Below are 23,020 nucleotides of genomic sequence, written 5' to 3'. Positions count from 1 at the left end.
GCCATGCTGTAACCATCGCCGCGGGGCCGCTCCCGCGGCGATCGATCGGACGACGGAAACGACATGCTGCAGCGGCTCAGGATCAGGCTGTCGCGCTGGCTTCGCCGCCACGTCGGCGCGATGCGCCACGACCATCTCGGCATCACCCGCGAGGGCTGCCCGGAGGCCTTCGCCAAGCCGCTGCGCATCGCGCTCCTCGGCACCTGCATGACCGACAAGCTCTCCCGCGCCTTCGAGGCGGCGGGCGACACGGTCGAGAGCCATCTCTATTCGAGCCACCCGGCCGCCGGCTTTCCCGATCTCGACTGGGCGGGCTTCGACGCGGTCGTCGTCACGCCCAACCTGCGCGGCCTCTTCGGCGACGACCTCGCCCATGCCCGCATCGCCGACGACGCCGCCTTCGACGCCTTCGTCGCCGCCCACCGCGCCGGGGTCGAACGCATCGTCGCCGACATCTCGGCCGCCGTCGCCGGCCGCGCGCCGGTCTTCGTCGTCGGCTTCATCGAACCGCCGAGCACCTATCAGGGCCTGCTGCTGAACGGCCGCCGCCGCTCGCTCCACCGCGTCGTCACGCTCCTGAACGACGCCATGGCCGACGCGCTCGAGGCCGATCCGACCTGCCACTACCTCGAGCTCAACGACGTCCTGCACCATCTCGGCGACCGCGACCTGAGCGACGGCTGGACCAACCACTTCACCCACGGCGGCATCAAGGGCCGGCTGTCGGACGAGTTCCACACCGCACTCGTCGTCCGCCTCCACCGCGCCCTCGTGGTGCTCGCCCAGCCCAGGCCGATCAAGTTGATCGTCACCGACCTCGACAACACGCTGTGGCGCGGCGTGCTGGCCGAGTTCGACGAGATCGTGCCGCACGAACACGTCGAGGGCTGGCCGCTCGGCTATGCCGAGGCGCTGCTCGAGTTCAAGCGCCGCGGCGGCCTCCTGGCGATCGCCTCCAAGAACGACCACGACGAGACCCTCGCCCGCTTCGCCAGGGTCTGGGGCGATCGTCTGCGGATCGACGACTTCTGCGCCCTCGAGATCAACTGGGGTCCGAAGTCGGAGAGCATCCGCCGCATCCTGGCCGCGACCAATCTCCTGCCCGGCAACGTCCTCTTCGTCGACGACAATCCGCGCGAGATCGACGAGGTGACGCGCGCGCTGCCCGAGATCCGGACGCTCAGCGGCGACGAGAGCCTGTGGCGCGCCCACATTCTCCATTCGCCGCACACCCAGGTCGCCGCGGTGACGGCCGAATCGACCGCCCGCACCGCCCTGATCGCCGCCAAGCAGAAGCGCGACGAGGCCGCCGCCGGCCAGTCGCGCGAAGACTGGCTGCGCGATCTCGCCGTCGCCGTTGCAATCCGCCCGATCGCCGCCAAGAGCGATGCCGACTTCGCCCGCGCCTTCGAACTGCTGAACAAGACCAACCAGTTCAACACCACCGGCAGGCGCTGGTCGGATGCCGAGATCGGCGCCCTCTTCGCCGAAGGCGGCACGCTCGTCGGCCTGCGCGCCGCCGACCGATTCGGCGACAACGGCCTCGTCTCCGTCGCCGTGCTGCGCGACCGGGTGCTGGAGCAGATGGTGCTCTCCTGCCGCGTCTTCGGCCTCGGCATCGAGACCGCCTTCCTCGCCCACCTCGAGGCCGCCCACGGCGTCGAAGCGGCCCTGCTCGTCGACACCGGCCGCAACAGGACCTGCGCCGCCTTCCCCGCCGACCACGGCATGGTCGAGGCGGACGGCCGCTGGCGCGTCGCGACGCCGGCCCGCGTGCCGGACTGGATCGCGCTCCGCGCCGGTTGACGTCACGTGACCGTGACGGTCGGGTCGAAGCGGCGCCGAAAAGGCCCGGCCGCCGCCCTGCGACCGCCCGAGCCCGCGGCGCGGCACCGCCCGTCGGCACTGCGGGTGGCCCGATTGTCGCAGCTTCGCGACAGGATCGTCCATGTAATTAGCCAAATCGACTCGTTGCGACCGCCCGCGCAAGAGGTACCATTTCAATGCCCTTGCAAGCGGTCTCGCCTTGCAGGTGTCAATGGTCGGCCAAGCCAACAAAACAATCCGGCCGGCCATGACAGTCGTCCATTGGATGAACCGGCGGAGGAACAGCGCGAATGCCCGAGATTCTTTTCTGAAGGACGTCCGAACGCTCGACATCGCACTTCGACTAAAGACTAACGCACGGCTCGAGCCGTCTGCGTACGGGTCGGATTGCATACATCCGCGACGGTCCTCTCGGTCGAGGGTCGTCTCGGTTCGTCGACGAAACGTCCATGATGCCGTCGGGGGGACGGTCCGCCGTTCCCGCCGCTCGTCCCACCCGAGCGCGTCGGCATCGCGCCACGAACCGATCGCGTGAGCCGCGCTCCGGTAGGGGAGCGCATGCCTTCTCCCTGGTCGGGAGAGGATGACGGCGCGCACGATCGATCGTGGTTCGGAAGGGCTCCCGACGCATTCGTATCCTCCCTCGGCGATGATCGGCCGGAAGGCCGGTAGGAGGAACGATGAAGAAATTCGATCTGCTCGCCGCCGTGACCTTCGGGCTCGGCCTCGCATTCGCGTCCGGCTCGGCGTCCGCCCTGACCATCGGCTTCTCGCAGGTGGGCTCGGAAGGCGACTGGCGTCCCGCCTTCTCCAAGGACATGAAGGACGAGGCGGCCAAGCGCGGCATCGACCTGAAGTTCTCCGACGCCCAGGGCAAGGAAGAGAACCAGCTGAAGGCGGTTCGTTCCTTCATCGCCCAGAAGGTCGACGCGATCATCATCGCGCCCGTCGTCGTCACCGGCTGGGATGCCGTTCTGAAGGAAGCCAAACAGGCCAAGATCCCGGTCTTCCTCGCCGACCGCGACGTCGACAGCGACAAGGACCTGTTCGTCACCCGCATCTCCGCCGACTTCAACCTCGAGGGTCGTCTCGCCGGTGCCTGGCTCGCCCAGGCGACCAAGGGCAAGTGCGACATCGCCGAGCTGCAGGGCACCGTCGGCTCCGCCCCGGCGATCCAGCGCAAGAAGGGCTTCGAGTCGATCACGGCGAACTTCCCCGACATGAAGATCGTCAAGTCGCAGTCCGGCAACTTCACCACCGCCGAAGGCAAGGAAGTGGCCGAGAGCTTCATCAAGGCGACCAACGGCTTCAAGGGCATCTGCGCGGTCTACGCCCACAACGACAACATGCTCCTCGGCGCCATCCAGGCGATGAAGGAAGCCGGTCTGAAGCCGGGCAAGGACGTGCTGATGGTGTCGGTCGACAGCGTGCCGGACATGTTCAAGGCGATGGCGGCCGGCGAGGCGAACGCCTCGGTCGAGCTGCGCTCCGACATCGGCAAGGACATCTACACCGTCGTCGAAGCCTATCTGAAGGGCAAGCACGACTGGCCGAAGTGGGTGAAGATCGACAGCGACCTCCACACCCAGGCCGACGCCGCCGCCGAGATCACCAAGCGCGGCATCAAGTGAACCCCGACTTCGCGCGGGAAGCGGCGGGGCGCCGGAACGCCCCCTCGCCTCCCGCGCGGAGACGACTGCGAGCCGGGAACGACACGCGTCGGTCCCGACGGACGACGAGCGAAGGGGTGACATGATGACGGACGCGACGCCGCGCATCGCCATGCGAGGCATCACCAAGACGTTTCCCGGCGTGAAGGCGCTCGACGGCGTCGACTTCACCCTGGTGCCGGGTGAGATTCACGCCCTGCTCGGCGAGAACGGCGCCGGCAAGTCGACCCTGGTGAAGGTCCTGACCGGGGTGCATCCCGCCGATGCCGGCACCATCGAACTCGACGGCGTCACCATTCGCCCGGAGAGCCCCGCCGCGGCCCAGGACCTCGGCATCGCCACGGTCTATCAGGAGGTCAACCTCGTCCCGACCATGACGGTCGCCGAGAACCTCACGCTGGGCCGCCAGCCGACCCGTTTCGGCCTCGTGTCGTGGAAGGGTGCCCGGGAACGCGCCCGCGGCGCGCTCGCCCGCCTCGGCCTCGATCTCGACCTCGATCGCTCGCTCGGCTCCTATTCGCTGGCGATCCAGCAGTTGGTCGCCATCGCCCGCGCCCTCGACCGCGAGACCGGCGTCCTCGTCCTCGACGAGCCGACCGCCAGCCTCGACGCCGCCGAGGTCGAACGCCTGTTCGGCGTGCTGCGCGACATCCGCGCCAAGGGCATCGCGATCGTCTTCATCACCCACTTCATCGAACAGGTCTATGCCGTCTCGGATCGCATCACCGTGCTGCGGAACGGTCGTTTCGCCGGCTCCGACACGGTGGCGGCGATGCCGCGCATGCGCCTCGTCACGCTGATGCTCGGCCGTGCGCTGGCGGCCGAGGTCGAGGCGACCCGTCCCGAGGCCCGCTTCGATCCGACCTCGGACCCGGTGGTGGCGGCCGAAGGCTTCGGCAAGGCCCGCTGGATCGAGCCGGTCGATCTCTCCGTCCGCGCCGGCGAAGTCGTCGGCCTCGCCGGCCTGCTCGGCTCCGGCCGCACCGAGACGGCGAAACTGATCTTCGGCGCCGTACGCGCCGATCGCGGCCGCCTCCGGGTGGCGGGCGAGCCCGTCTCCCTGCGCTCGCCCGGTCAGGCGATCCGCCTCGGCTTCGGTTTCTGCCCGGAGGACCGCAAGCACGAGGGCCTGATCCTCGAGCTCAGCGTGCGCGAGAACCTGATCCTCGCGCTGCAGTCCCGTCGCGGCTGGTGGAACCGCATCGGCGCCGCCGAACAGGACCGCCTCGCCCGCGAGATGATCGCCGCCCTCGGCATCGCCACGCCGGACGCCGAGAAGCCGGTTGGCCAGCTCTCCGGCGGCAACCAGCAGAAGGTGATCCTCGCCCGCTGGCTGGCCGCCCGCCCGCGCCTCCTCATCCTCGACGAGCCGACCCGCGGCATCGACATCGGCGCCCATGCCGAGATCGTCGCCCTGATCCGCCGGCTGTGCGGCGAGGGGCTGGCGCTGCTGGTCGCCTCTTCGGAACTCGACGAGATCGTCGCCTTCTCCCACCGTGTCGTCGTCATGCGCGACCGTCGCAAGGTCTGCGAGATCGCCGGTGACGCGGTGACGCGGTCGGCCATCGTGGAGGCGATCGCCAGCAGATGACCCGGATGACCATGACCCCGACCCCGTCCGACGACACCGTGCCCGCCGCCCCGCCGGCCGCACCGCCCGCCGCCGCCCGTCCCGCCCGACGCACCATTCCCGCCGCCGTCTGGCCGCTGCTGGCGCTGGCGGCGATCCTGGTGGTCGACTGGTTCATCTCGCCGAGCTTCTTCTCGATCCGTCTGGTCGAGGGGCGGCTCTACGGCTCGACGATCGACATCCTCTACCGCGGCACGCCGATCGCCCTGGTGGCGCTGGGCATGGCCGTGGTGATCGGCGCTCGCGGCATCGACCTGTCGGTCGGCTCGGTGATCGCCATCGCCGGCGCGGTGATGGCGCATTTCGTCCATGCCGGGGTCGATCCCTGGCTGGTGATCGCCGCCACGCTCGGCGTCGGTCTGCTGTGCGGCCTGTGGAACGGCTTCCTCGTCGCCGTCCTCGGCATCCAGCCGATCATCGCCACGCTGATCCTGATGGTCGCCGGCCGCGGCATCGCCCAGATGATCAACGGCGGCCGGATCCCGACCTTCCGCTCCGAGTTCTTCTCGGCGCTGGCGACCGGCCGCGTCTGGGTGATCCCGTCGCGGCTGTTCCTGGTCGCCGGCGTCGTCTTCGTGCTGTGGCTGCTGCTCAGGCGCACCGCCTACGGTCTCTTCGTCGAGGCGGTCGGCGCCAATGCCTCGGCCGCCCGGCTCGCCGGCGTCGGCACCCGCGCCGTGACGCTCGGGGCCTATGCCATCTGCGGCGTCACCGCGGCGCTGGCCGGCGTCGTCATCACCGGCGACGTGCGCGCCTCCGACGCCGTCACCGCCGGCCTGTGGTCGGAACTCGACGCCATCCTCGCCGTGGTGCTGGGCGGTGCCTCGCTCAACGGCGGGCGCATCTTCCTCGCCACCACGCTGGTCGGCGTGCTGATCATCCAGTCGTTGACCACCTCGATCCTGATGAGCGGCCTGCCGCCGGAATACAACCTCGTCGTCAAGGCCGTGGTCATCCTCGCCGTCCTGCTGCTCCAGGCCCCGGCGCTGCGCGCCGAGCTGCGCCGCCTCGTCGCCCGTCGAAAGGTCACGCCATGAGAGAACGCCGGCTCCCGATCTTCGCGACGATCGTGGTCTTCGTCCTGCTCTACGGCGCGGGCGGGCTGTGGTTCGACCACTTCCTGTCGTCCCGCGTCTTCGGCAACCTGTTGACCGACAACGCCTTCGTCATCATCGCCGGCCTCGGCATGACCTTCGTCATCCTGTCGGGCGGCATCGACCTGTCGGTCGGCTCGATGATCGGCTTCGTCGGTCTGGCGATGGCGACGCTGATCGCCCACGGCTGGCATCCGCTGGCGGCGATCGCGGCGATGCTGGTCTTCGGTCTGGTGCTCGGCGCGGCGATGGGCTGGGCCATCGCCACCTTCCAGATCCAACCCTTCATCATGACGCTGACCGCCATGTTCATGCTGCGCGGCCTGTGCTTCGTCATCAGCCTCGACTCGATCCCGATCAAACACCCCTTCGTCGATGCCTTCTCCGAGTTCCAGATCCCGCTGCCCGGCGACGGCTGGATCTCCGGCCCGGCGCTGATGATGCTCGCCGCCCTCGCCGTGGCACTGGTCATCGCCCATCGCACCCGCTTCGGCGCCGACATCTACGCCGTCGGCGGCGACGCCACCTCGGCGCTCCTCCTCGGCGTGCCGGTGCGGCGCACCATCGTCGGCGTCTACGCGCTGAACGGCGTCTTCGGCGCCCTCGCCGGGGCGACCTACGCGCTCTACACCGCCTCCGGCTATCCCTTGGCCGCGACCGGTGTCGAACTCGACGCCATCGCCTCGGTGGTGATCGGCGGAACCCTGCTCACCGGAGGCGTCGGCCTCGTCGCCGGCACGGTCTTCGGCGGGCTGATCCAGGGGCTGATCCAGACGCTGATCGTCTTCGACGGCTCGCTCGACAGCTGGTGGATCCGCATCGTCGTCGGCGCCCTGCTCTTCGTCTTCATCCTGATGCAGAAGCTGATCATGAGCTCGGTCCGCGGCGTCGACGAAACCGCCCACGCCTGAGCGGCGCGCGCCCCCACCGGTATCACTCTTCAGCGTCACGCCCGACCCGCTCCCCGCGGGCCGGGCGTCCGCATTTTTGGCAGCGGTGGACGAAACGGTTGAAATCGATTACACATATGACGTCATATGTCTTGCGACCGATCGCGACGGGACCTCCGCCCGTCGGCCGGTCGCGACGGCTCGACGAGGGAGACGCCGCCATGGCATCCGTCACCGATCTCGCAGCCTTTCGGCGCAGCGCCGCCTTCGTCCGCTCGCGGCTCTCGGGCCTCCACGGGCTCGACGTCGATGCCCTCGCCCGTCGCCTCGACGACATCCGCCCGGCGCTCGCCGCCTTCGCCGCCGACGTCTCCGCCCACGACCCGACGGACGCGGCGCTGCTCTACGCCGCGACGCACTTCCCCTGCCGCCTGCTGCTCGAGGCCGGCGCGGCGCCCGACGCCGTCGACCGCCTGCTCGACCGCCGCGACGCGAGCGCGGCCGAACGGGCCCTCACCTTCCCCGAGGCCGCGATCCGCCGCGACGCCCGCCGCCGGCGCGGACAAGTCTTCGAGATGCATGGCGAAAATGCAATTTCTTGAGGCTGCGGCATCATTGCCAGCTGCCCGCAATTCGTGTTCACATCGGTTCGTACGGCACGCCCCGACGCCGAGACCGAGCCCCGAGAGACCCCGCCCATGACCACGCCCGACGCCATCGCCGAACAGGAGAAGGACGCGCCTCTCTTCGAGGACATCCGCATGCTCGGCCAGTTCCTCGGCGACATCGTGCGCGAACAGGACGGCGAGGCCGCCTTCGAGGTGGTCGAGGCGATCCGCCGCCTCTCGGTCGCCTGGCAGCGCGACGCCGATCCGGTGGCGGCCGGCAATCTCGACGCGCTGCTGCAGCGCCTGTCGCCGTCCGAGACCGTGTCGGTGATCCGCGCCTTCACCTATTTCTCGCACCTCGCCAACCTCGCCGAGGACTGCCACCACCTGCGCCGCCGCGCCGTCCACCACGAGCGCGACGAGAAGCGCAACGGCAGTCTCGCCAAGGCCTTCGATCGTTTCCAGGAGGCCGGCATCGACGCCGCCGCGGTCTCCCGCGCCCTCCAGCGCGCCTGGGTGTCGCCGGTGCTGACCGCCCACCCGACCGAGGTGCAGCGCCAGTCGATCCTCGACGCCGAGCGCGCCATCGCGGCCCTTCTGGCCGAGCGCGACCGGCTGAAGAACCCGCGCGATCTCGCCGCCAACGGCACCAAGATCCGCGCCCGCATCGCCCAGCTGTGGCAGACCCGCATCCTGCGCTTCGTCAAGCTGACGGTCGAGGACGAGATCGAGAACGCGCTCGGCTACTACCGTTCGACCTTCCTGACCGAGATCCCCAAGCTCTACGCCGATCTCGAGGACCTGCTCGGCAAGCCGGTCGCCCCCTTTTTCCGGATGGGCAACTGGATCGGCGGCGACCGCGACGGCAACCCCAACGTCACCGCCCCCACCCTGGTCAAGGCCCTGACGAGCCAGGCGGAAGTCGCCTTCGAGCACTATCTCGAGGAGCTGCACCACCTGGGCCGCGAGCTCTCGGTCTCCGGCATCCTGGTGCCCCATTCGGCAGAGCTGCACACGCTCGCCGAGGCCTCGCCCGACAAGAACGCCCAGCGCAGCGACGAGCCCTATCGCCGCGCCCTGGTCGGCATCTACTCGCGCCTCGCCGCGACCTGCGAGAAGCTCACCGGCAAGAAGGCGCCGCGCGGCGTCATCGCCGCCGTCGAACCATATCCGAGCGCCGCCGCCTTCCTCGCCGATCTCAAGGTCGTCGAGGATTCGCTGCGCCGCCATCACGGCGCGCTGCTGCTGCCGATCCGGCTGTCGCCGCTGGTGCGCGCCGTCGAGGTCTTCGGCTTCCATCTGGCGACGACCGACCTGCGCCAGAGTTCCGACCAGCACGAGCAGGTGGTGGCCGAGCTGCTGGCGACCGCGAAGGTCGAGGCCGACTATCTCGCCCTCGACGAGGCGGCACGCCAGACGCTGCTGATGAAGCTCCTCGCCGACCCGCGCCCGCTTCGCGTACCCAACACGACCTATTCGGCGCTGACCACCGGCGAACTCGAGATCTTCGAGACGGCGCGGCGCCTGCGCGCCGACTTCGGCCCGGACGCCATCCGCCACTACATCATCAGCCATACCGAGACCGTCTCCGACCTCCTCGAAGTGCTGCTGCTGCAGAAGGAATGCGGCCTGATGCGCGGCACGGTCGGGGCCGGCGCCGTGGTCGAGCTGATCGTCGCGCCGCTGTTCGAGACCATCGACGACCTGCGCGCCGCCGAACCGATCATGCGCGCCTTCTATGATCTGCCCGGCATCGAGGCGATGGTGCGCTCGTCGGGCGCCGAGCAGGACATCATGCTCGGCTACTCCGACAGCAACAAGGACGGCGGCTACTTCACCTCGACCTGGGAGCTCTACCGCGCCTCGACCGCGCTCGCCCGCGTCTTCGAGGGCAAGCCCGGCATCGCGATGCGCCTGTTCCACGGCCGCGGCGGCGCCGTCGGTCGCGGCGGTGGCCCGTCCTACGAGGCGATCGTCGCCCAGCCGCCCGGCACGGTGAAGGGTCAGATCCGCCTCACCGAACAGGGCGAGGTGATCAACGCCAAATACGCCAACCCGGAAATCGGCCGTCGCAATCTCGAGACGCTGATGGCCGCCGCCCTCGAGGCGTCGCTCCTCCAGCGCAAGGAGACCGCGCCGAGCGAGTTCTTCGACCTCGCGGCGCGCCTGTCGGATGCCAGCCGCGCCGCCTATCGCGCGCTGGTCTACGAGACCGAGGGCTTCGTCGACTATTTCTTCGCCGCGACGCCCATCGCCGAGATCGCCCAGCTGAACATCGGTTCGCGCCCCGCCTCGCGCAAGGCGACGCGGGCGATCGAGGATCTGCGCGCCATTCCCTGGGGCTTCTCCTGGGGTCAGAGCCGCGTGACGCTGCCGGGCTGGTACGGCTTCGGTTCGGCGATCGCCGCGATCCTCGCGGAAGACCCCGAGACCAACGGCGCGCTCCTGAAGCGGATGTACGTCGAGTGGCCGTTCTTCCGCACCCTCGTCTCCAACATGGACATGGTGCTGGCCAAGGCCGACCTGCGGGTCGCCCAGCGCTACGCCGAACTGGTGCCCGACCGGGCGCTGGCGGAAAAGGTCTTCGCCGAGATCCGCGCCGAGTGGACCCGCACGGTCGACGCACTGACGCTGATCACCGGGACGGCGGAGCGGCTCGCCGACAACCGGACGCTCGCCCGCTCGATCGCCCACCGCTTCGCCTACATCGCGCCGCTCAACCATCTCCAGGTCGAACTGCTGCGCCGCTGGCGCGCCGGCTCGCGCGAGGAGAAGACCCAGCGCGGCATCCTGATCACCATCAACGGCATCGCCGCGGGGCTCAGGAACACGGGCTGAGGGGGCTGGCAGCGCCGGACGGAGGAGGTCCGACTGCTACAGACACTGCGGCACAAATCCCCCCTCCCATCAGGGGAGGGGCAGGGGGTGGGGTGACAGCGCCGCCGTGCGCGATCCTTCGAGACGCGCCTGCGGCGCTCCTCAGGATGAGGCGCCGGCGATTGCCGAGGAAATGCAAACGCCTCATGCTGAGGAGGCGCCCGAAGGGCGCCGTCTCGAAGCATCGCGCACGAACGTCGATCCGATCCCTTTCGGGCCGAAGCTAGAGATCTCTGCGGGCACGAGGCATGTCGGAGGCTCCGCCGAAACTCGGCAACGAACCCGCCGGCGCCCTCGAATCCCGAACCGCCGAACCCCACCCGCCTCGCGATGCTCGGCACCCTCCCCTGATGGGAGGGTGAGAGGTGACGACGCCTCGCGTTCCCGAGGGCGCCGCCCGTCCCATCCTCACGGATAGATGCCGCGCTGTTCGCGCGCCGCCAGAACGCGGCGGCAGGCCAGCAGCTGCGCCGCCGAGCGCAGCGGCAGGCCGGTTTCCTCGTGGGCGGCCCAGGTCGCCTCGAAGGCATGGTCGAGGATGGTGCGCAGCCGCCCGTCGATCTCGTCCAGCCCCCAGAAGAACGACGAGAAGTCCTGCACCCACTCGAAGTAGGACACGACCACGCCGCCGGAATTGGCGAGAATGTCCGGCACCACGACGATGCCGCGATCGGCGAGCACGTCGTCGGCGGCCGGCGTCGTCGGGCCGTTGGCGCCCTCGACGATCAGACGGGTCGGAACCGTCGCCGCGATCTCCTCGGTGATCTGGTTCTCGAGCGCCGCCGGCACCAGGATGTCGGAACGCACCCGCCAGAAGGCCTCGCGGGTCGCATGCTCGGCGCCGGCGAACTCGCCGAAGGTGCCGCCCTTCGCCAGATGCGCCGTCAGCGCCACCGGATCGATGCCGGCCTGCGAAATCAGCGTGCCCTGGACGTCCTGCACCGCGACGATCCGGGCGCCCGCCGCATGGAAGAACCGCGCCGCGGCTCCGCCGACGTTGCCGAAGCCCTGCACCGCCACCGCCGCGCCCTCGATCGCCAGACCGAGCTTCGCCGCCGCCCGCGCAGCCACGATGAAGACGCCGTGGCCGGTCGCGTCGCTCCGGCCGAGCGAACCGCCGAGCGATTCCGGCTTGCCGGTGACGACGCCGGTCGTCATGTGGCCGACGGTCGCCGAATAGGTGTCCATCATCCAGGCCATGACCTGCGGATTGGTGTTCACGTCCGGCGCCGGAATGTCCTTGTCGGGGCCGAGCAGGATGGCGATCTCGCTGGTGTAGCGCCGCGTCAGCCGTTCCAGTTCACCGAGCGAGAGCTGCGCCGGATCGACCCGGACCGCACCCTTGCCGCCGCCGAAGGGCAGGTTCACCAGCGCGTTCTTCAGCGTCATCCAGCCGGCGAGCGCGGCGACTTCCGCCAGCGAGGCGTCGGGGTGATAGCGCACGCCGCCCTTGGCCGGTCCGCGCGAGGTGTTGTGATGGACCCGCCAGCCCTCGAAATGGGCGACGCGGCCGTCGTCGAGACGGACGGGCACGTCGACGGTCAGCATCCGGCGCGGCCGCCGCAGCGTCTCCGTCCAGCGCGCCAGCGGCCCCAGATGCGGCTCGATGCGATCGATCTGTTCGAGGAACATCGCCCAGGGCGCCACATCGGGGTTGATCAGCGTGGTGGCGACGGGCAGCGAAACCGGCATGCGAAACGCGGTATTCATGATGTCGACGTTCCTCCAACGGCCGAGGACATGGGTATGGCGTCGCCGCGAGCGTATTCGCCCGATGCGCTCACCGAATCCGATGCTCGGCCTTCGTATCGATCACGTATTCGTCGGCACCTCGATCCGCGGAGAACTTTCGCCTCCCGGACCCTCCCGGTATTCGGGAGATCGTGTCCGACGCCTATAGACTTGACATTTTTCCCGCCCCGACCCAACACCAAAGACGGAATGGGTTATGCAATTTCGGAATAACGTCACCCACCGCCTCGGAGGCAGCGGGCGCGCCTCCTGGAGTTTCGCTCGCGACGAAGGGGATCGGCATGGAACTGAAGTGGCTCGAGGACTTCCTGGTGCTCGCCGAGACGCGCTCCTTCTCGCGCGCGGCGGAGGAGCGCAACGTCACCCAGTCCGCCTTTTCCCGCCGCATCCGCCAGCTCGAGCAATGGCTCGGCGTCGACCTCGTCGACCGCTCGGTCTATCCGACGACGCTGACGGCCGCCGGCGGCGAATTCCGCGAGACCGCCGACGAGGTGGTGAGGGCGCTGCGCCAGCAACGCGCCCTCTTGCGCGCCAGACGCGCCCGCGGCGAGGGATCGATCTCGATCGTCTCGCTGCACGTGCTGACGACGAGCTTCTTCCCCGGCTGGCTCAAGGGCGTCATCGCCCGCCACGGCGCGGTCTGGCCGCGCCTTCGGGTCGAGAACTTCCACGACGCCATCCAGGCGCTGGTCGACGGCGCCGTCGACTTCATGCTGACCATGACGCACCCGAAGGTGCCGGTGCTGCTCGATCCGCTGCGCTACCCGTCGCTGGCGCTCGGCACCGACCGGCTGGTGGCGGTCGCCGCCCCCGACCCCGACGGGCGCCCGCTGATCGACCCGCGGACGGGCGACGGCGACATCCCCTTCCTCGCCTACACGCCGGAATCCTTCCTCGGCCGCCTGACCGAGGTGACGCTCGCGGGCTTTGCCGACCGCGAACGGCTGACGCCGGTGTTCGAGAACCCGATGGCCGACGCGCTCAAGGCCATGGCGCTGCTCGGCCACGGCATCGCCTGGCTGCCGGCGGGATCGATCGCCGCCGAACTCGCCCACGGCACGCTGGTGGCGCTGCCCGATCTGCCCGAGGCGACGATGGACATCCGCCTCTTCCGCTCGCCGCAGAAGAGCCGACCGCTGGTCGAGCGCTTCTGGACCGCCCTCGAGGGCGACTATTCGGCGACGTCCTGATCCCTCGCGACGGCGGGATCGTCGCCGGCCGTGTCGTGGAGCGTCAGCTCGGCGATGCCGATGCCGAGGCGGCGCAGATCGGCCGAACGACCGAGCGCGTGGGGCACGACCGGATCGGCGACGACGAAGACGATCTCGAGGATCGGCGCGGCGCGGACGAGATCGCCCGGAACGACCACCTCGCGCGGCACCGTGGCGTTGTTGCGGTCGAATTCGACGACGCCCACCGGCCGATCGCCGACCCGGACCTCGACCGACTGGGGCCGATCCGCCGCCCGCACCGCGCCGCGCGCCCGCATCGACAGCCGCACGTCGCCGACCGGCGGCACCACCGGCGCGAAGGCGAGCCGCGCCCGCGCGCCGTCGCTCCACACGCCCCAGGGCTCGTGCCACGACCAGCCGTCGCGGAAGAAGCGGTGCGGCGACGACGCCTGACCCTGCGCCCGGCGCGCGCGCCAGAACGCGTCGTCGGCGAGAAGATCCTCCCGCAGCCGCAGCTTCAGCACCTGCCCCCAGCGATAGGCCGGCGCCGTGGTGATCGTCTCCGCCGCCAGCGCCGCGCGTCGGGCGGCGACGAAATCCGTGCTGACCTGCTTCAGGCGGAGCCACGATCCGAGCACGAAGACCGTGACGAGGACGAGGACGCCGAGAACCAGCAGGTTGCGGCGACCGGTGAAGAGCAGGCGGAACGAGGCGGCGAGCGAGGGCGTCATATCGCGATGAACCTCTCGAGCGTCCAGGCGATCATCAGCGCGCCCTCGAGCGTCGCCAGCGCGCCGACGATGCCGGCGAAGAGCACCGGGCGATCGTCGACCATCCGCGCGACCGGCATGCCGAGCGGGAAGAGGACGATGGCGTAGCGCAGCAGCGCGTTGACGGTGAGGCCCGACCAGTAGAGCGCGAAACAGGCGATGCACAGCGCCGCCTCGGCCCACATCCGTCGGCACAGGAGGGCGACGATCATCGTCGCGGCGACGACGCTCGCCACCGAGAAGAAGATGCCGACGAGGCTGCCCGAGGCCATGCCGTACCACAGGCCCGTCCCCGGCGGCACGGCGATCCAGCCCCAGCCGTGGCGCGCCGCGTTCATCTGGGCGAAGGCGTCGCCCGACGTCGCCCAGCAGTACCACCAGAAGCAGACGAGCCCGACCGGCGCGAAGGCGATCGGCAGCAGCACCCGCGGATCGCGCAAGGCAGCGCCGAGCGAGTCGCGGCCGTGCCGCTCGACGATCGCGGCGAAGGCGAAGACCGCGACGCAGATGCCGACCGAGCGCGTCGCCGACAGGCAGGCCGCCGTCACCGCCGCCACCCAGAAGGCGCCGCGCCTGACCGCCAGCATGGTCGCCGCCAGGAGCAGCAGGAAGGTGCTCTCGGTATAGACCGCCGAGAAGGCATAGGCGCCGGGCACGAAACAGAGCAGCACGACGACGGCGCGCTCCGCCCGGGCCGAGAGCCCGCTCTCCTCGCAATAGCGCATGACGAGACAGAGGGCGGCGACGAAGGCGAGATTGGCGACGATCAGCCCGGCCGCCGCCGCCGGCAGGCCGGTGAGCCAGACGGCCGCGCGGACCAGCATCGGATAGAAGGGGAAGAAGGCATAGGACGTCATCCCGGCCTCGCTCGCCGGCCAGACGGTCGAATAGCCGTTCTCGACGATGCGCAGATACCAGAGGCTGTCCCAGCGCACGAACAGATCGGCCAATTCGGCCAATCCCACGCCCTTGCGTGCGATCGCGTCGATGGCGATCACGCCGCACAGCACGAGCATGCCGCGCGACAGCACGAACACGAGGAGAATGAACCCGATCCGCCGTGCCCAACTCCGCTCCGCGGCGGCCGGCGGCACGAGATCGGGTTCGGTCGTCACGCTCATTCCGTCACCCCGGATACCCGACGATGTGTCGTCGACACCGGCCGACGACACACGTCTTGATAGGCGATCCGCCGATGGCTGTGAAGGCGGGCGTCCGCCGGGCAGCCGCTCACCGACTCGGCGTCGAGCGGCGAGGCCGAGGAGCAGCGCCCCGGCGGAGCGGCATTCGGGCGAAGCGGCAACGGGTCTGCACCCTTCGGTCGTTTCGTGCGATGCTGACGCGACGCGAGGGGGCGGGCGAGACGAGGAAGGCGCGATGACGGAAGATGGAATCGACGCCCGAGGGGGCGCGGAGGCGATCGTCGTCGACCGCCGCCTGCTCGACCGGCTCGCCGGCCTCGGCCTGATCTCGGCCGCGGCACGCGACGCCGGCCTCGAGCTGATCGAGCCGCCGCGCCGCTGGGGCCTGTGGGCGGCCCGCCTGATGACCGTGCTCGGCGCAGCCATGTTGCTCGCCGGCATCGTCTGGTTCTTCGCCTTCAACTGGAACGCCATCCCGCCGCTGGCCAAGCTCGCCGGCATCGCGACGCTGCTGGCCGCCGCCGTCGCCGTGGTGCTGGTCGGCGGCTTCGATCGGCTCTCGGCCGACGTCGCCGGCACCGCCTCGGTGCTGCTGGTCGGCGTCTTCATGGCGGTCGACGGCCAGATCCACCAGACCGGCGCCGATGCCTGGCAGCTCTTCGCCGGCTGGGCGGTGCTGACGCTCGGTTGGGCGCTGACCCTGCGCTCCGCCGCCGCCTGGGCCTTGTGGATCGCCGTCGCCAACGTCGCGCTCGTCACCTGGTGGGACGAGGCGCGGCCCGACGGCACCCGGGCGTCCGTGCTCCATCTCGCGGTGATCATCCTCGACGGCGCCCTGCTGGCGCTGCGCGAGGTCCTCGTCGCCCGCGGTCACCGTTGGCCGGCGGCGCGCTGGACGCGCTTCTACCTCGCCCTGCCGATCCTCGTCGCGATCGTCATGGCGATGCTCGAGCTGATCGGCGCCCGCTACGGCTACGACCTCTTCGACCGGACGACCGTCGTCGTCGCCCCGGCGACGCTCGTCGCCTTCCTCCTCGTCTATCGCCGCCGCCTGCCCGATCTCGCGGTGCTCTCGGCGACGGCGATCGCCGCCTGCTGCGTCGTCGACACCGTGCTGTTCAACCTGCTGACCGCAGGCCGGCACAACGACGACATCGGCACCTTCTTCCTGCTCGGTCTCGCGACGCTCGGCCTCTTCGCCGGTGCCGTCGCCTGGCTGCGCGGCGTCGCCCGTACCCTGGAGGCCGGCCGATGAGCGAGACCTCGAGGATCGACGCGAACACCCTCCTCGCCCACTGGCGCGACGCCGGTCTGGTGAGCGAAGCCGAGACCCCTGCCCTCGCCGCGGCGATCCGCGCCGAGGCGCGCGACGGCGAGCCGCCGCTCCACCTCAAGATCCTGACGGCGATCGGCACCGCCATCGCCACCGCCTTCTTCCTCGCCTTCCTCGGCGTGGCGCGGATCATCTCCTTCGACGACGGGGCGAACATGATGGTCTCGGGGACCGTCTTCCTCGCCATCGGCATCGCGCTCGCCTTCGCGACGCGGCGCGCCGAGGTCGGCATCGGCCGCGATCTCCTCGCCCAGACGAGTTTCGTCGCCATGGCGCTCGGCAAGGTGCTCTTCGTCGGCGGCGCCCTGACGATCTGGGGCGAACGGACGACCGGCGTCGCCACCGCGGCGCTCTTCGTCGTCACCGTCGTGACCTATCCGGTCTCCGGCTCCTCGCTCGACCGGTTGCTGTCGCCCTACGCGGTCGCCGCCGCCGCGCTCTTCGAGCTCTTCCATGCCGAGGCCGCCGGCACCGCCGGGCTGACGCTCTACCATCTCGCCGCGACCGTGGTCGGCGGATCGCTGCTGCTGTCGCACCGGGTGCCGACGGTGCTGCGGCCGATCGGCCTCGCCGCGCTCGGGGCGATGGGCACCGTCGTCGCGATCATCGCCGCCGGCCACGATCTCGGCTTCCGCGCGTCGCCCCGCGCCTTCGATCCGCGCCCGATCGAGGCCCTGCTGGCGCTGTCGCTCGCCGGCCTCGTCGCCTGGGCGGCGGGCGGGCTCGACCGCCTCGCCCGGCCGCCGCTCGCCGCCGCCTGCCTCGGCATCGCGGCACTCGGCCTCGCCGGCGCCCCCGGCCTCGTCTTCTCCCTCGGCCTGCTGGTCCTCGGCCATGCCCGCCACGACACGCCGACCCGCGTCGCCGGCATCCTCGCACTGCCCGCCTTCCTGGCGCTCTGGTACTACGGCCGCGACATGACGCTGATGGAGAAGTCCGCCGCGCTGATCGCCGCCGGCCTGCTGCTGCTCGCCGCGCGCTGGGTCATGCACCGCACCGGTTTGGATCGGGAGACGACGCCATGAGACGGACCCTCCACGCCCTCCTCGCCGCCCTCGTCTTCGCCGCCCTCGGCTGGAACGTCTGGCGCGCCGAGGCGTTGATCGCCTCCGGCGACGACGTGCTGCTGGCGCTCGCCCCGGTCGATCCGCGCTCGCTGATGCAGGGCGACTACATGCGCCTGCGCTGGGACATCGAGCGGACCTCGACCGACGTCACCGGCAGCGGCACCGTCGTCCTCGCCCTCGACGACCGACGCATCGGCCGTTTCGTCCGCCACGCGAGCGAAGGCGCGCCCGGCCCCGGCGAGATCGCCTTCCGCGTCGCCCGCGCCCGCGGCGGCGGCCTCGCGATCGAGCCGCACTCGTTCCTCTTCCAGGAGGGCACCGCCGACGCCTTCGCCAAGGCGAAATACGGCATCTTCCGCGTCGCCCCCGACGGCCGTCACCTGCTCGTCGGTCTCGCCGACGAGAACGCCCGCCGCATCGAACCGCCGATGCCCACCGCCGACGCACCGGCGCGCTGAGCGGAACGCTGCGGCCCACTCGCCGCCCGCGTCTCGACCGGCGCCCCCCGCGCCCACGGCCCCGCGGCCGCCCGATGTCGCCCGCAAACGATGCGCAGAGACACGGATGCGCGATTCCACGCTGGAAATTCCCGGCAACTCGCGCTACACCGATCGTGATAGCGCTAACATACGGTGTTCGATCGCAAGCGCGGCCTCATCCACCGCCGTCGATCATGTTCTCCAGTTTCGCGCCGGATCCATCCGGCCGCTCTATCCAACGATCACACGGCCGGGACGACCCCACGCGATCCCGCCGGAGGAGACCTCGATGAACCAGATCGCCCAGCAGTTCGCCGGCTCGACGCCGATCGTCACCGAAATGCGCGTCGTCCCCGTCGCCGGCCACGACGGCATGCTGCTCAATCTCTCGGGCGCGCATGCCCCCTACTTCACCCGCAACCTGGTGATCCTGACCGACTCGTCCGGCAACACCGGCGTCGGCGAGGTTCCCGGCGGCGAGAAGATCCGCCAGACGCTCGAAGACGCCATCCCGCTGGTGGTCGGCGCCTCGATCGGCACCTGGAACACCATCCTCAACAAGATGCGGACCTCCTTCGCCGACCGTGATTCCGGCGGCCGCGGCCTGCAGACCTTCGACCTGCGCATCGCCATCCATGCGGTGACCGCGGTCGAGGCCGCTCTGCTCGACCTCGTCGGCCAGTTCTTCGGCGTGCCGGTCGCCGCCCTTCTCGGCGAAGGCATCCAGCGCGAGGAAGTGCCGGTCCTCGGCTATCTCTTCTACGTCGGCGACCGCAACAAGACCGACCTCGCCTATCGCTCCGAGCCCGACGCCGAGAACGACTGGTTCCGCCTGCGCCACGAAGAGGCACTGACGCCGGAATCGATCGTCCGTCTCGCCGAGGCGACCCACGAGCTCTACGGCTTCGAAGACTTCAAGCTGAAGGGCGGCGTGCTCTCCGGCGACGAGGAGATGGAGGCGATCGTCGCCCTCCACGAGCGCTTCCCCAACGCCCGCATCACCCTCGACCCGAACGGCGGCTGGCTGCTCAAGGACGCGATCCGCCTCTGCCGCGACAAGCACGGCATCCTCGCCTATGCCGAGGATCCCTGCGGCGCCGAGGGCGGCTTCTCCGGCCGCGAGGTGATGGCCGAGTTCCGCCGCGCGACGGGCCTGCCGACCGCCACCAACATGATCGCCACCGACTGGCGCCAGATGGCCCATTCGATCATGCTGCAGTCTGTGACCATTCCGCTCGCCGACCCGCATTTCTGGACGATGCAGGGCTCGGTCCGCGTCGGTCAGATGTGCGACGCCTTCGGCCTGACCTGGGGCTCGCATTCCAACAACCACTTCGACGTCTCGCTCGCCATGTTCACCCACGTGGCGGCGGCGGTGCCGGGCAACGTCACCGCGATCGACACCCACTGGATCTGGCAGGACGGCCAGCGCCTCACCAAGGCGCCGTTCCAGATCCGCGGCGGCAAGCTCGCCCTGCCGAAGAAGGGCGGTCTCGGCATCGAGATCGACCTCGATCAGGTCGCCAAGGCCAACGAGCTCTATGTCGCGCACTGCCTCGGCGCCCGCGACGACGCCATGGCGATGCAGTACCTGATCCCCGGCTGGACCTTCGACAACAAGAAGCCCTGTCTGGTGCGCTGACGCAGCCGCGGCGCCGGCGACACGACGGCGCCGCCCCTCTCGAACGACCGATCCGACGCCCGGCGCCCCCGCGCCGGGCGTTCGTCGTTCGGCGCGGCCCCACGAAGGCCGGTCGCCCGCGCCGCCGGCCGCGACACGCTTCGTCGCGCCTCGCCGCCCTCACCCGTTGTTTGCACTGCAAAACGATCATTCGCACACGCGGCAAGTCCGCGAACGTATTCGCTCGGCGCCCATGACATGCAAATTCGGAATGCTCAGTAATTCAGTATTGCATTTTCTGCGATCTGTATTTCTACCGCGACCGATTGTCATCGAACCGGCCACCGTCACCAGTTTTCCCGCAGATACGCGTTGGCACGCAGAAGAATTCGCCGCGCGCACTCTTGCGTGAATCGATAGTTAGCGCTAACAGAGATGCCGGATGTGAGCGCTATCAAAACATCGGAGCGCCCGGTCGCAGAAATTGCGTGACGCCGGCCCCCGCTCCCGCGACATTCGAAGGAGGAGCCCGCATGTCCAGCATCTCAATCAACGAAACGGCATCCGCCGCCGTCGGCGCGGTGAAGAGGACGAACTTCCGCTGGTGGATCGTCGTGATGTTGTTCGTCGTCACGTCGATCAACTACGCCGACCGTGCGGTCCTCGCGATCACCGGCCCCGTGCTCTCCAAGGAGCTCGGCATCAATTCGGCCCAGATGGGCTTCATCTTCTCCGCCTTCGGCTGGGCCTACGTGCTGGCACAGCTGCCGGGCGGCTGGCTGCTCGACCGCTTCGGCAGCCGCGTCGTCTACGCGCTCTCGATCTTCACCTGGTCGCTGGTGACGATCCTGCAGGGCTTCGTCGGCTTCTTCGCCGGTGCCACCGCCGTGATGGTGCTCTTCGCCCTGCGCTTCGCGGTCGGCATCGCCGAGAGCCCGTCCTTCCCCGGCAACAGCCGCGTCGTCGCCGCCTGGTTCCCGCGGCAGGAACGCGCCACCGCGGCCGCGATCTTCAACTCGGCCCAGTATTTCGCCACCGTCATCTTCGCCCCGATCATGGGCTGGATCACCCACGCCGCCGGCTGGCCCTGGGCCTTCGGCTTCATGGGCGCCCTCGGCATCATCGTCTCGGCGATCTGGCTGAAGGTCATCAAGGCTCCGGCCGTCCATCCGTCGGTCAACGACGCCGAACGCGCCTACATCGCCGAAGGCGGCGGTCTGGTGAACATGGACAGCCCCGTCGCGGCCGCCAAGTCGGACGAAGGCGGCGCCAAGTGGGACTACATCCGTCAGATGTTCGCTTCGCGCATGATGAGCGGCATCTTCCTCGGCCAGTTCTGCATCAACGCGCTGACCTACTTCTTCATCACCTGGTTCCCCGTGTACCTGGTGAAGGAACGCGGCCTGTCGATCCTCAACGCCGGCATGATCGCCTCCGTCCCCGCGATCTGCGGCTTCGTCGGCGGCATCCTCGGCGGCGTGATCTCCGACTGGATCCTGCGTCGCGGCGGTTCGCTGTCGCTCGCCCGCAAGACCCCGATCGTCATGGGCATGCTGCTGTCGATGTCGATGGTCTTCTGCAACTACACCGACCAGATCCCGCTCGTGGTGTTCTTCATGTCGCTCGCCTTCTTCGGCAAGGGCATCGGCGCGCTCGGCTGGGCCGTCATGTCGGACGCCGCTCCGAAGGAGATCACCGGCCTCGCCGGCGGCGTGTTCAACATGTGCGGCAACATCTCGTCGATCACCACCCCGATCATCATCGGCTACATCGTCCAGAACACCGGCTCCTTCAACGGCGCCCTGGTCTTCGTGGCGGCCAACGGCCTGATCGCGGCGGCGAGCTACCTGTTCCTCGTCGGCAAGATCGAACGCATGGAACTGAAGAAGTGACCGCTCCCGGGCGGGGGTTCGCCCCCGCCCGGCTCGTCTCTTCCGACCGATCTCTTCCGACCGAGGACATCCCCATGTACATCGGCGAACAACTGATCGCCCCGACCGACGATCGTCTGCGGCTCGCAGCCCAGCTCGGTGCCAAGGGCATCGTCGTCGACACCCGCCCCAACCGCGACGTCGCGAACGACGACGGCACCTGGGACGTGGAGCGGTTGAAGGCGCAGAAGGCGCGCATCGAGAGCTTCGGCATGAAGCTCGAGGGCCTCGCCCTCGACGTCGGCTCGATCCTGCTCGACAGTCTTCGCGACCGGCCGAAGGCGGAGAAGACCGCCGAACGCCTGCGCCAGAACATCCGTGCCGCGGGCGACGCCGGCATTCCGATGGTGAAATACACCGTCGCCATGGTCGGCATCACCCGCACCGGCGTCACCGACGGTCGCGGCGGAATGAAGTGCTCGACCTTCAAGGCCGAGGAATATGCACCGGAAGCCGATGCCGCCTTCTCCTACTGGGGCACGGTGCTGCCCGAGGACGGTCACGGCACCGCCCACACCCCGAAGGCGCTGATGAAGACGGCGGAAGCCGGCGGCCAGATCATGGCGTCGGAAGCCGGCGGCATCTCCGAGGCCGAAGGCTGGGCGGCGATCGAGTATCTGGTGAACGCCATCCTGCCGACGGCGACGGAGGCGAAGGTCAGGCTCGCCTGCCATCCCCACGATCCGGCCTATCCGCCGGGTGGGCTCAACGGCGTCCACCACGTGCTGGGTTCGCTCGACGGCCTGCGCCGCTTCCTCGCCCTCGCCCCCGGCAACCCGTACCACGGCTTCAACTTCTGCCAGGGCACGATCGCCGAGATGTCGAAGGACCCGACCGCGGTCGTCCTCGAGGCGATCCGCGAGCTGGGCCGGGAGAAGAAGATCTTCATGGTCCACTTCCGCAACATCAAGGGCGGCTATCTGGATTTCCGCGAGGCGATGCCCGACGAGGGCAGCGTCGACATGGCGGCGGCGATCCGGGCCTATCGCGAGGTCGGCTACGACGGCGTGCTGTGCCCCGACCACGTGCCGCTCTCCGACGTCGACCCCGGCCGCGAGCGCTTCTTCGCCTTCTGTCTCGGTTACACCCAGGCCCTGATCCAGGCCGCGTGATCCGAGCGACGACGACGATGCGACGGCGGCGGGGCGAGCGTCCCG

17 protein-coding genes are annotated in these 23,020 nt (G+C 69.6%); 14 read left to right on the top strand and 3 right to left on the bottom strand.

What is annotated here, in order from left to right; all coding sequences use genetic code 11:
* The first annotated feature begins 63 nt into the window (after window positions 1-63).
* The 7 genes from ACT541_RS14985 (at window position 64) to ppc (ending at window position 10,557) form a co-directional block, all read left to right on the top strand.
* Window positions 64-1,806: an HAD-IIIC family phosphatase gene (locus ACT541_RS14985; RefSeq protein WP_476137888.1), complete on the top strand. Its 1,743-nt coding sequence runs from the start codon at window positions 64-66 to the stop codon at window positions 1,804-1,806.
* Between the two features lie 701 nt (window positions 1,807-2,507).
* A complete protein-coding gene (locus ACT541_RS14980) occupies window positions 2,508-3,458 on the top strand; it encodes an ABC transporter substrate-binding protein (RefSeq protein WP_476137887.1) in 951 nt (316 codons plus the stop codon).
* A 124-nt stretch (window positions 3,459-3,582) separates the two neighbouring features.
* Entirely contained in the window at window positions 3,583-5,088 is a 1,506-nt protein-coding gene (locus ACT541_RS14975) for a sugar ABC transporter ATP-binding protein (protein WP_476137996.1), read from the top strand.
* Entirely contained in the window at window positions 5,085-6,164 is a 1,080-nt protein-coding gene (locus ACT541_RS14970; protein ID WP_476137886.1) for an ABC transporter permease, read from the top strand. Before ACT541_RS14975 ends, ACT541_RS14970 begins: the two co-directional genes overlap by 4 nt.
* Complete coding sequence (yjfF, locus tag ACT541_RS14965; RefSeq protein ID WP_476137885.1) at window positions 6,161-7,132, top strand: galactofuranose ABC transporter, permease protein YjfF; 972 nt, start codon at window positions 6,161-6,163, stop codon at window positions 7,130-7,132. Before ACT541_RS14970 ends, yjfF begins: the two co-directional genes overlap by 4 nt.
* 200 nt (window positions 7,133-7,332) lie before the next feature.
* Window positions 7,333-7,713, top strand: coding sequence for a hypothetical protein (locus ACT541_RS14960; protein ID WP_476137884.1), 381 nt, complete (start codon window positions 7,333-7,335; stop codon window positions 7,711-7,713).
* 96 nt (window positions 7,714-7,809) lie between these two features.
* The gene (gene ppc / locus ACT541_RS14955) at window positions 7,810-10,557 is read left to right on the top strand and encodes a phosphoenolpyruvate carboxylase (RefSeq protein WP_476137883.1); all 2,748 of its coding nucleotides are present in this window, start codon (window positions 7,810-7,812) and stop codon (window positions 10,555-10,557) included.
* A 447-nt stretch (window positions 10,558-11,004) separates the two neighbouring features.
* Here the strand turns inward: ppc and ACT541_RS14950 are convergent, their stop codons facing one another.
* The gene (locus ACT541_RS14950; RefSeq protein WP_476137882.1) at window positions 11,005-12,306 is read right to left on the bottom strand and encodes a Glu/Leu/Phe/Val family dehydrogenase; all 1,302 of its coding nucleotides are present in this window, start codon (window positions 12,304-12,306) and stop codon (window positions 11,005-11,007) included.
* Between the two features lie 323 nt (window positions 12,307-12,629).
* Between ACT541_RS14950 and ACT541_RS14945 the strand changes: the two genes are divergently transcribed.
* Window positions 12,630-13,538: a LysR family transcriptional regulator gene (locus ACT541_RS14945; RefSeq protein ID WP_476137881.1), complete on the top strand. Its 909-nt coding sequence runs from the start codon at window positions 12,630-12,632 to the stop codon at window positions 13,536-13,538.
* Here ACT541_RS14945 and ACT541_RS14940 read toward each other — a convergent pair.
* Window positions 13,520-14,251, bottom strand: coding sequence for a DUF7024 domain-containing protein (locus ACT541_RS14940; RefSeq protein ID WP_476137880.1), 732 nt, complete (start codon window positions 14,249-14,251; stop codon window positions 13,520-13,522). The two genes, ACT541_RS14945 and ACT541_RS14940, sit on opposite strands and share 19 nt — an antisense overlap.
* Window positions 14,248-15,411 (bottom strand): mannosyltransferase family protein, encoded by a 1,164-nt coding sequence (locus ACT541_RS14935; protein WP_476137879.1) that lies wholly within the window; start codon window positions 15,409-15,411, stop codon window positions 14,248-14,250. The genes ACT541_RS14940 and ACT541_RS14935 overlap by 4 nt, the downstream gene beginning before the upstream one ends.
* Window positions 15,412-15,667: 256 nt before the next feature.
* On the opposite strand from ACT541_RS14935, the gene ACT541_RS14930 reads away from it, so the two are divergent.
* The 6 genes from ACT541_RS14930 (at window position 15,668) to ACT541_RS14905 (ending at window position 22,975) form a co-directional block, all read left to right on the top strand.
* Window positions 15,668-16,687 carry a DUF2157 domain-containing protein gene (locus ACT541_RS14930; protein WP_476137878.1) on the top strand — a complete coding sequence of 340 codons (1,020 nt, stop codon included), beginning with the start codon at window positions 15,668-15,670 and terminating at the stop codon, window positions 16,685-16,687.
* The gene (locus tag ACT541_RS14925) at window positions 16,684-17,790 is read left to right on the top strand and encodes a DUF4401 domain-containing protein (protein ID WP_476137877.1); all 1,107 of its coding nucleotides are present in this window, start codon (window positions 16,684-16,686) and stop codon (window positions 17,788-17,790) included. The genes ACT541_RS14930 and ACT541_RS14925 overlap by 4 nt, the downstream gene beginning before the upstream one ends.
* Window positions 17,787-18,290 carry a GDYXXLXY domain-containing protein gene (locus ACT541_RS14920; RefSeq protein ID WP_476137876.1) on the top strand — a complete coding sequence of 168 codons (504 nt, stop codon included), beginning with the start codon at window positions 17,787-17,789 and terminating at the stop codon, window positions 18,288-18,290. The genes ACT541_RS14925 and ACT541_RS14920 overlap by 4 nt, the downstream gene beginning before the upstream one ends.
* A gap of 310 nt (window positions 18,291-18,600) precedes the next feature.
* Window positions 18,601-19,953: a glucarate dehydratase gene (gene gudD, locus ACT541_RS14915; protein WP_476137875.1), complete on the top strand. Its 1,353-nt coding sequence runs from the start codon at window positions 18,601-18,603 to the stop codon at window positions 19,951-19,953.
* Between the two features lie 512 nt (window positions 19,954-20,465).
* Complete coding sequence (locus tag ACT541_RS14910; protein ID WP_476137874.1) at window positions 20,466-21,824, top strand: MFS transporter; 1,359 nt, start codon at window positions 20,466-20,468, stop codon at window positions 21,822-21,824.
* A 74-nt stretch (window positions 21,825-21,898) separates the two neighbouring features.
* Window positions 21,899-22,975, top strand: a complete 1,077-nt coding sequence (locus tag ACT541_RS14905) for a mannonate dehydratase (protein WP_476137873.1) — start codon at window positions 21,899-21,901, stop codon at window positions 22,973-22,975.
* Window positions 22,976-23,020: the final 45 nt, after the last annotated feature.

This window comes from Pinisolibacter sp. DMC100 (assembly GCF_056313705.1).
Note: the sequence above shows the minus strand (reverse complement) of the source record. Positions and strands in the feature narration are given on the sequence as shown.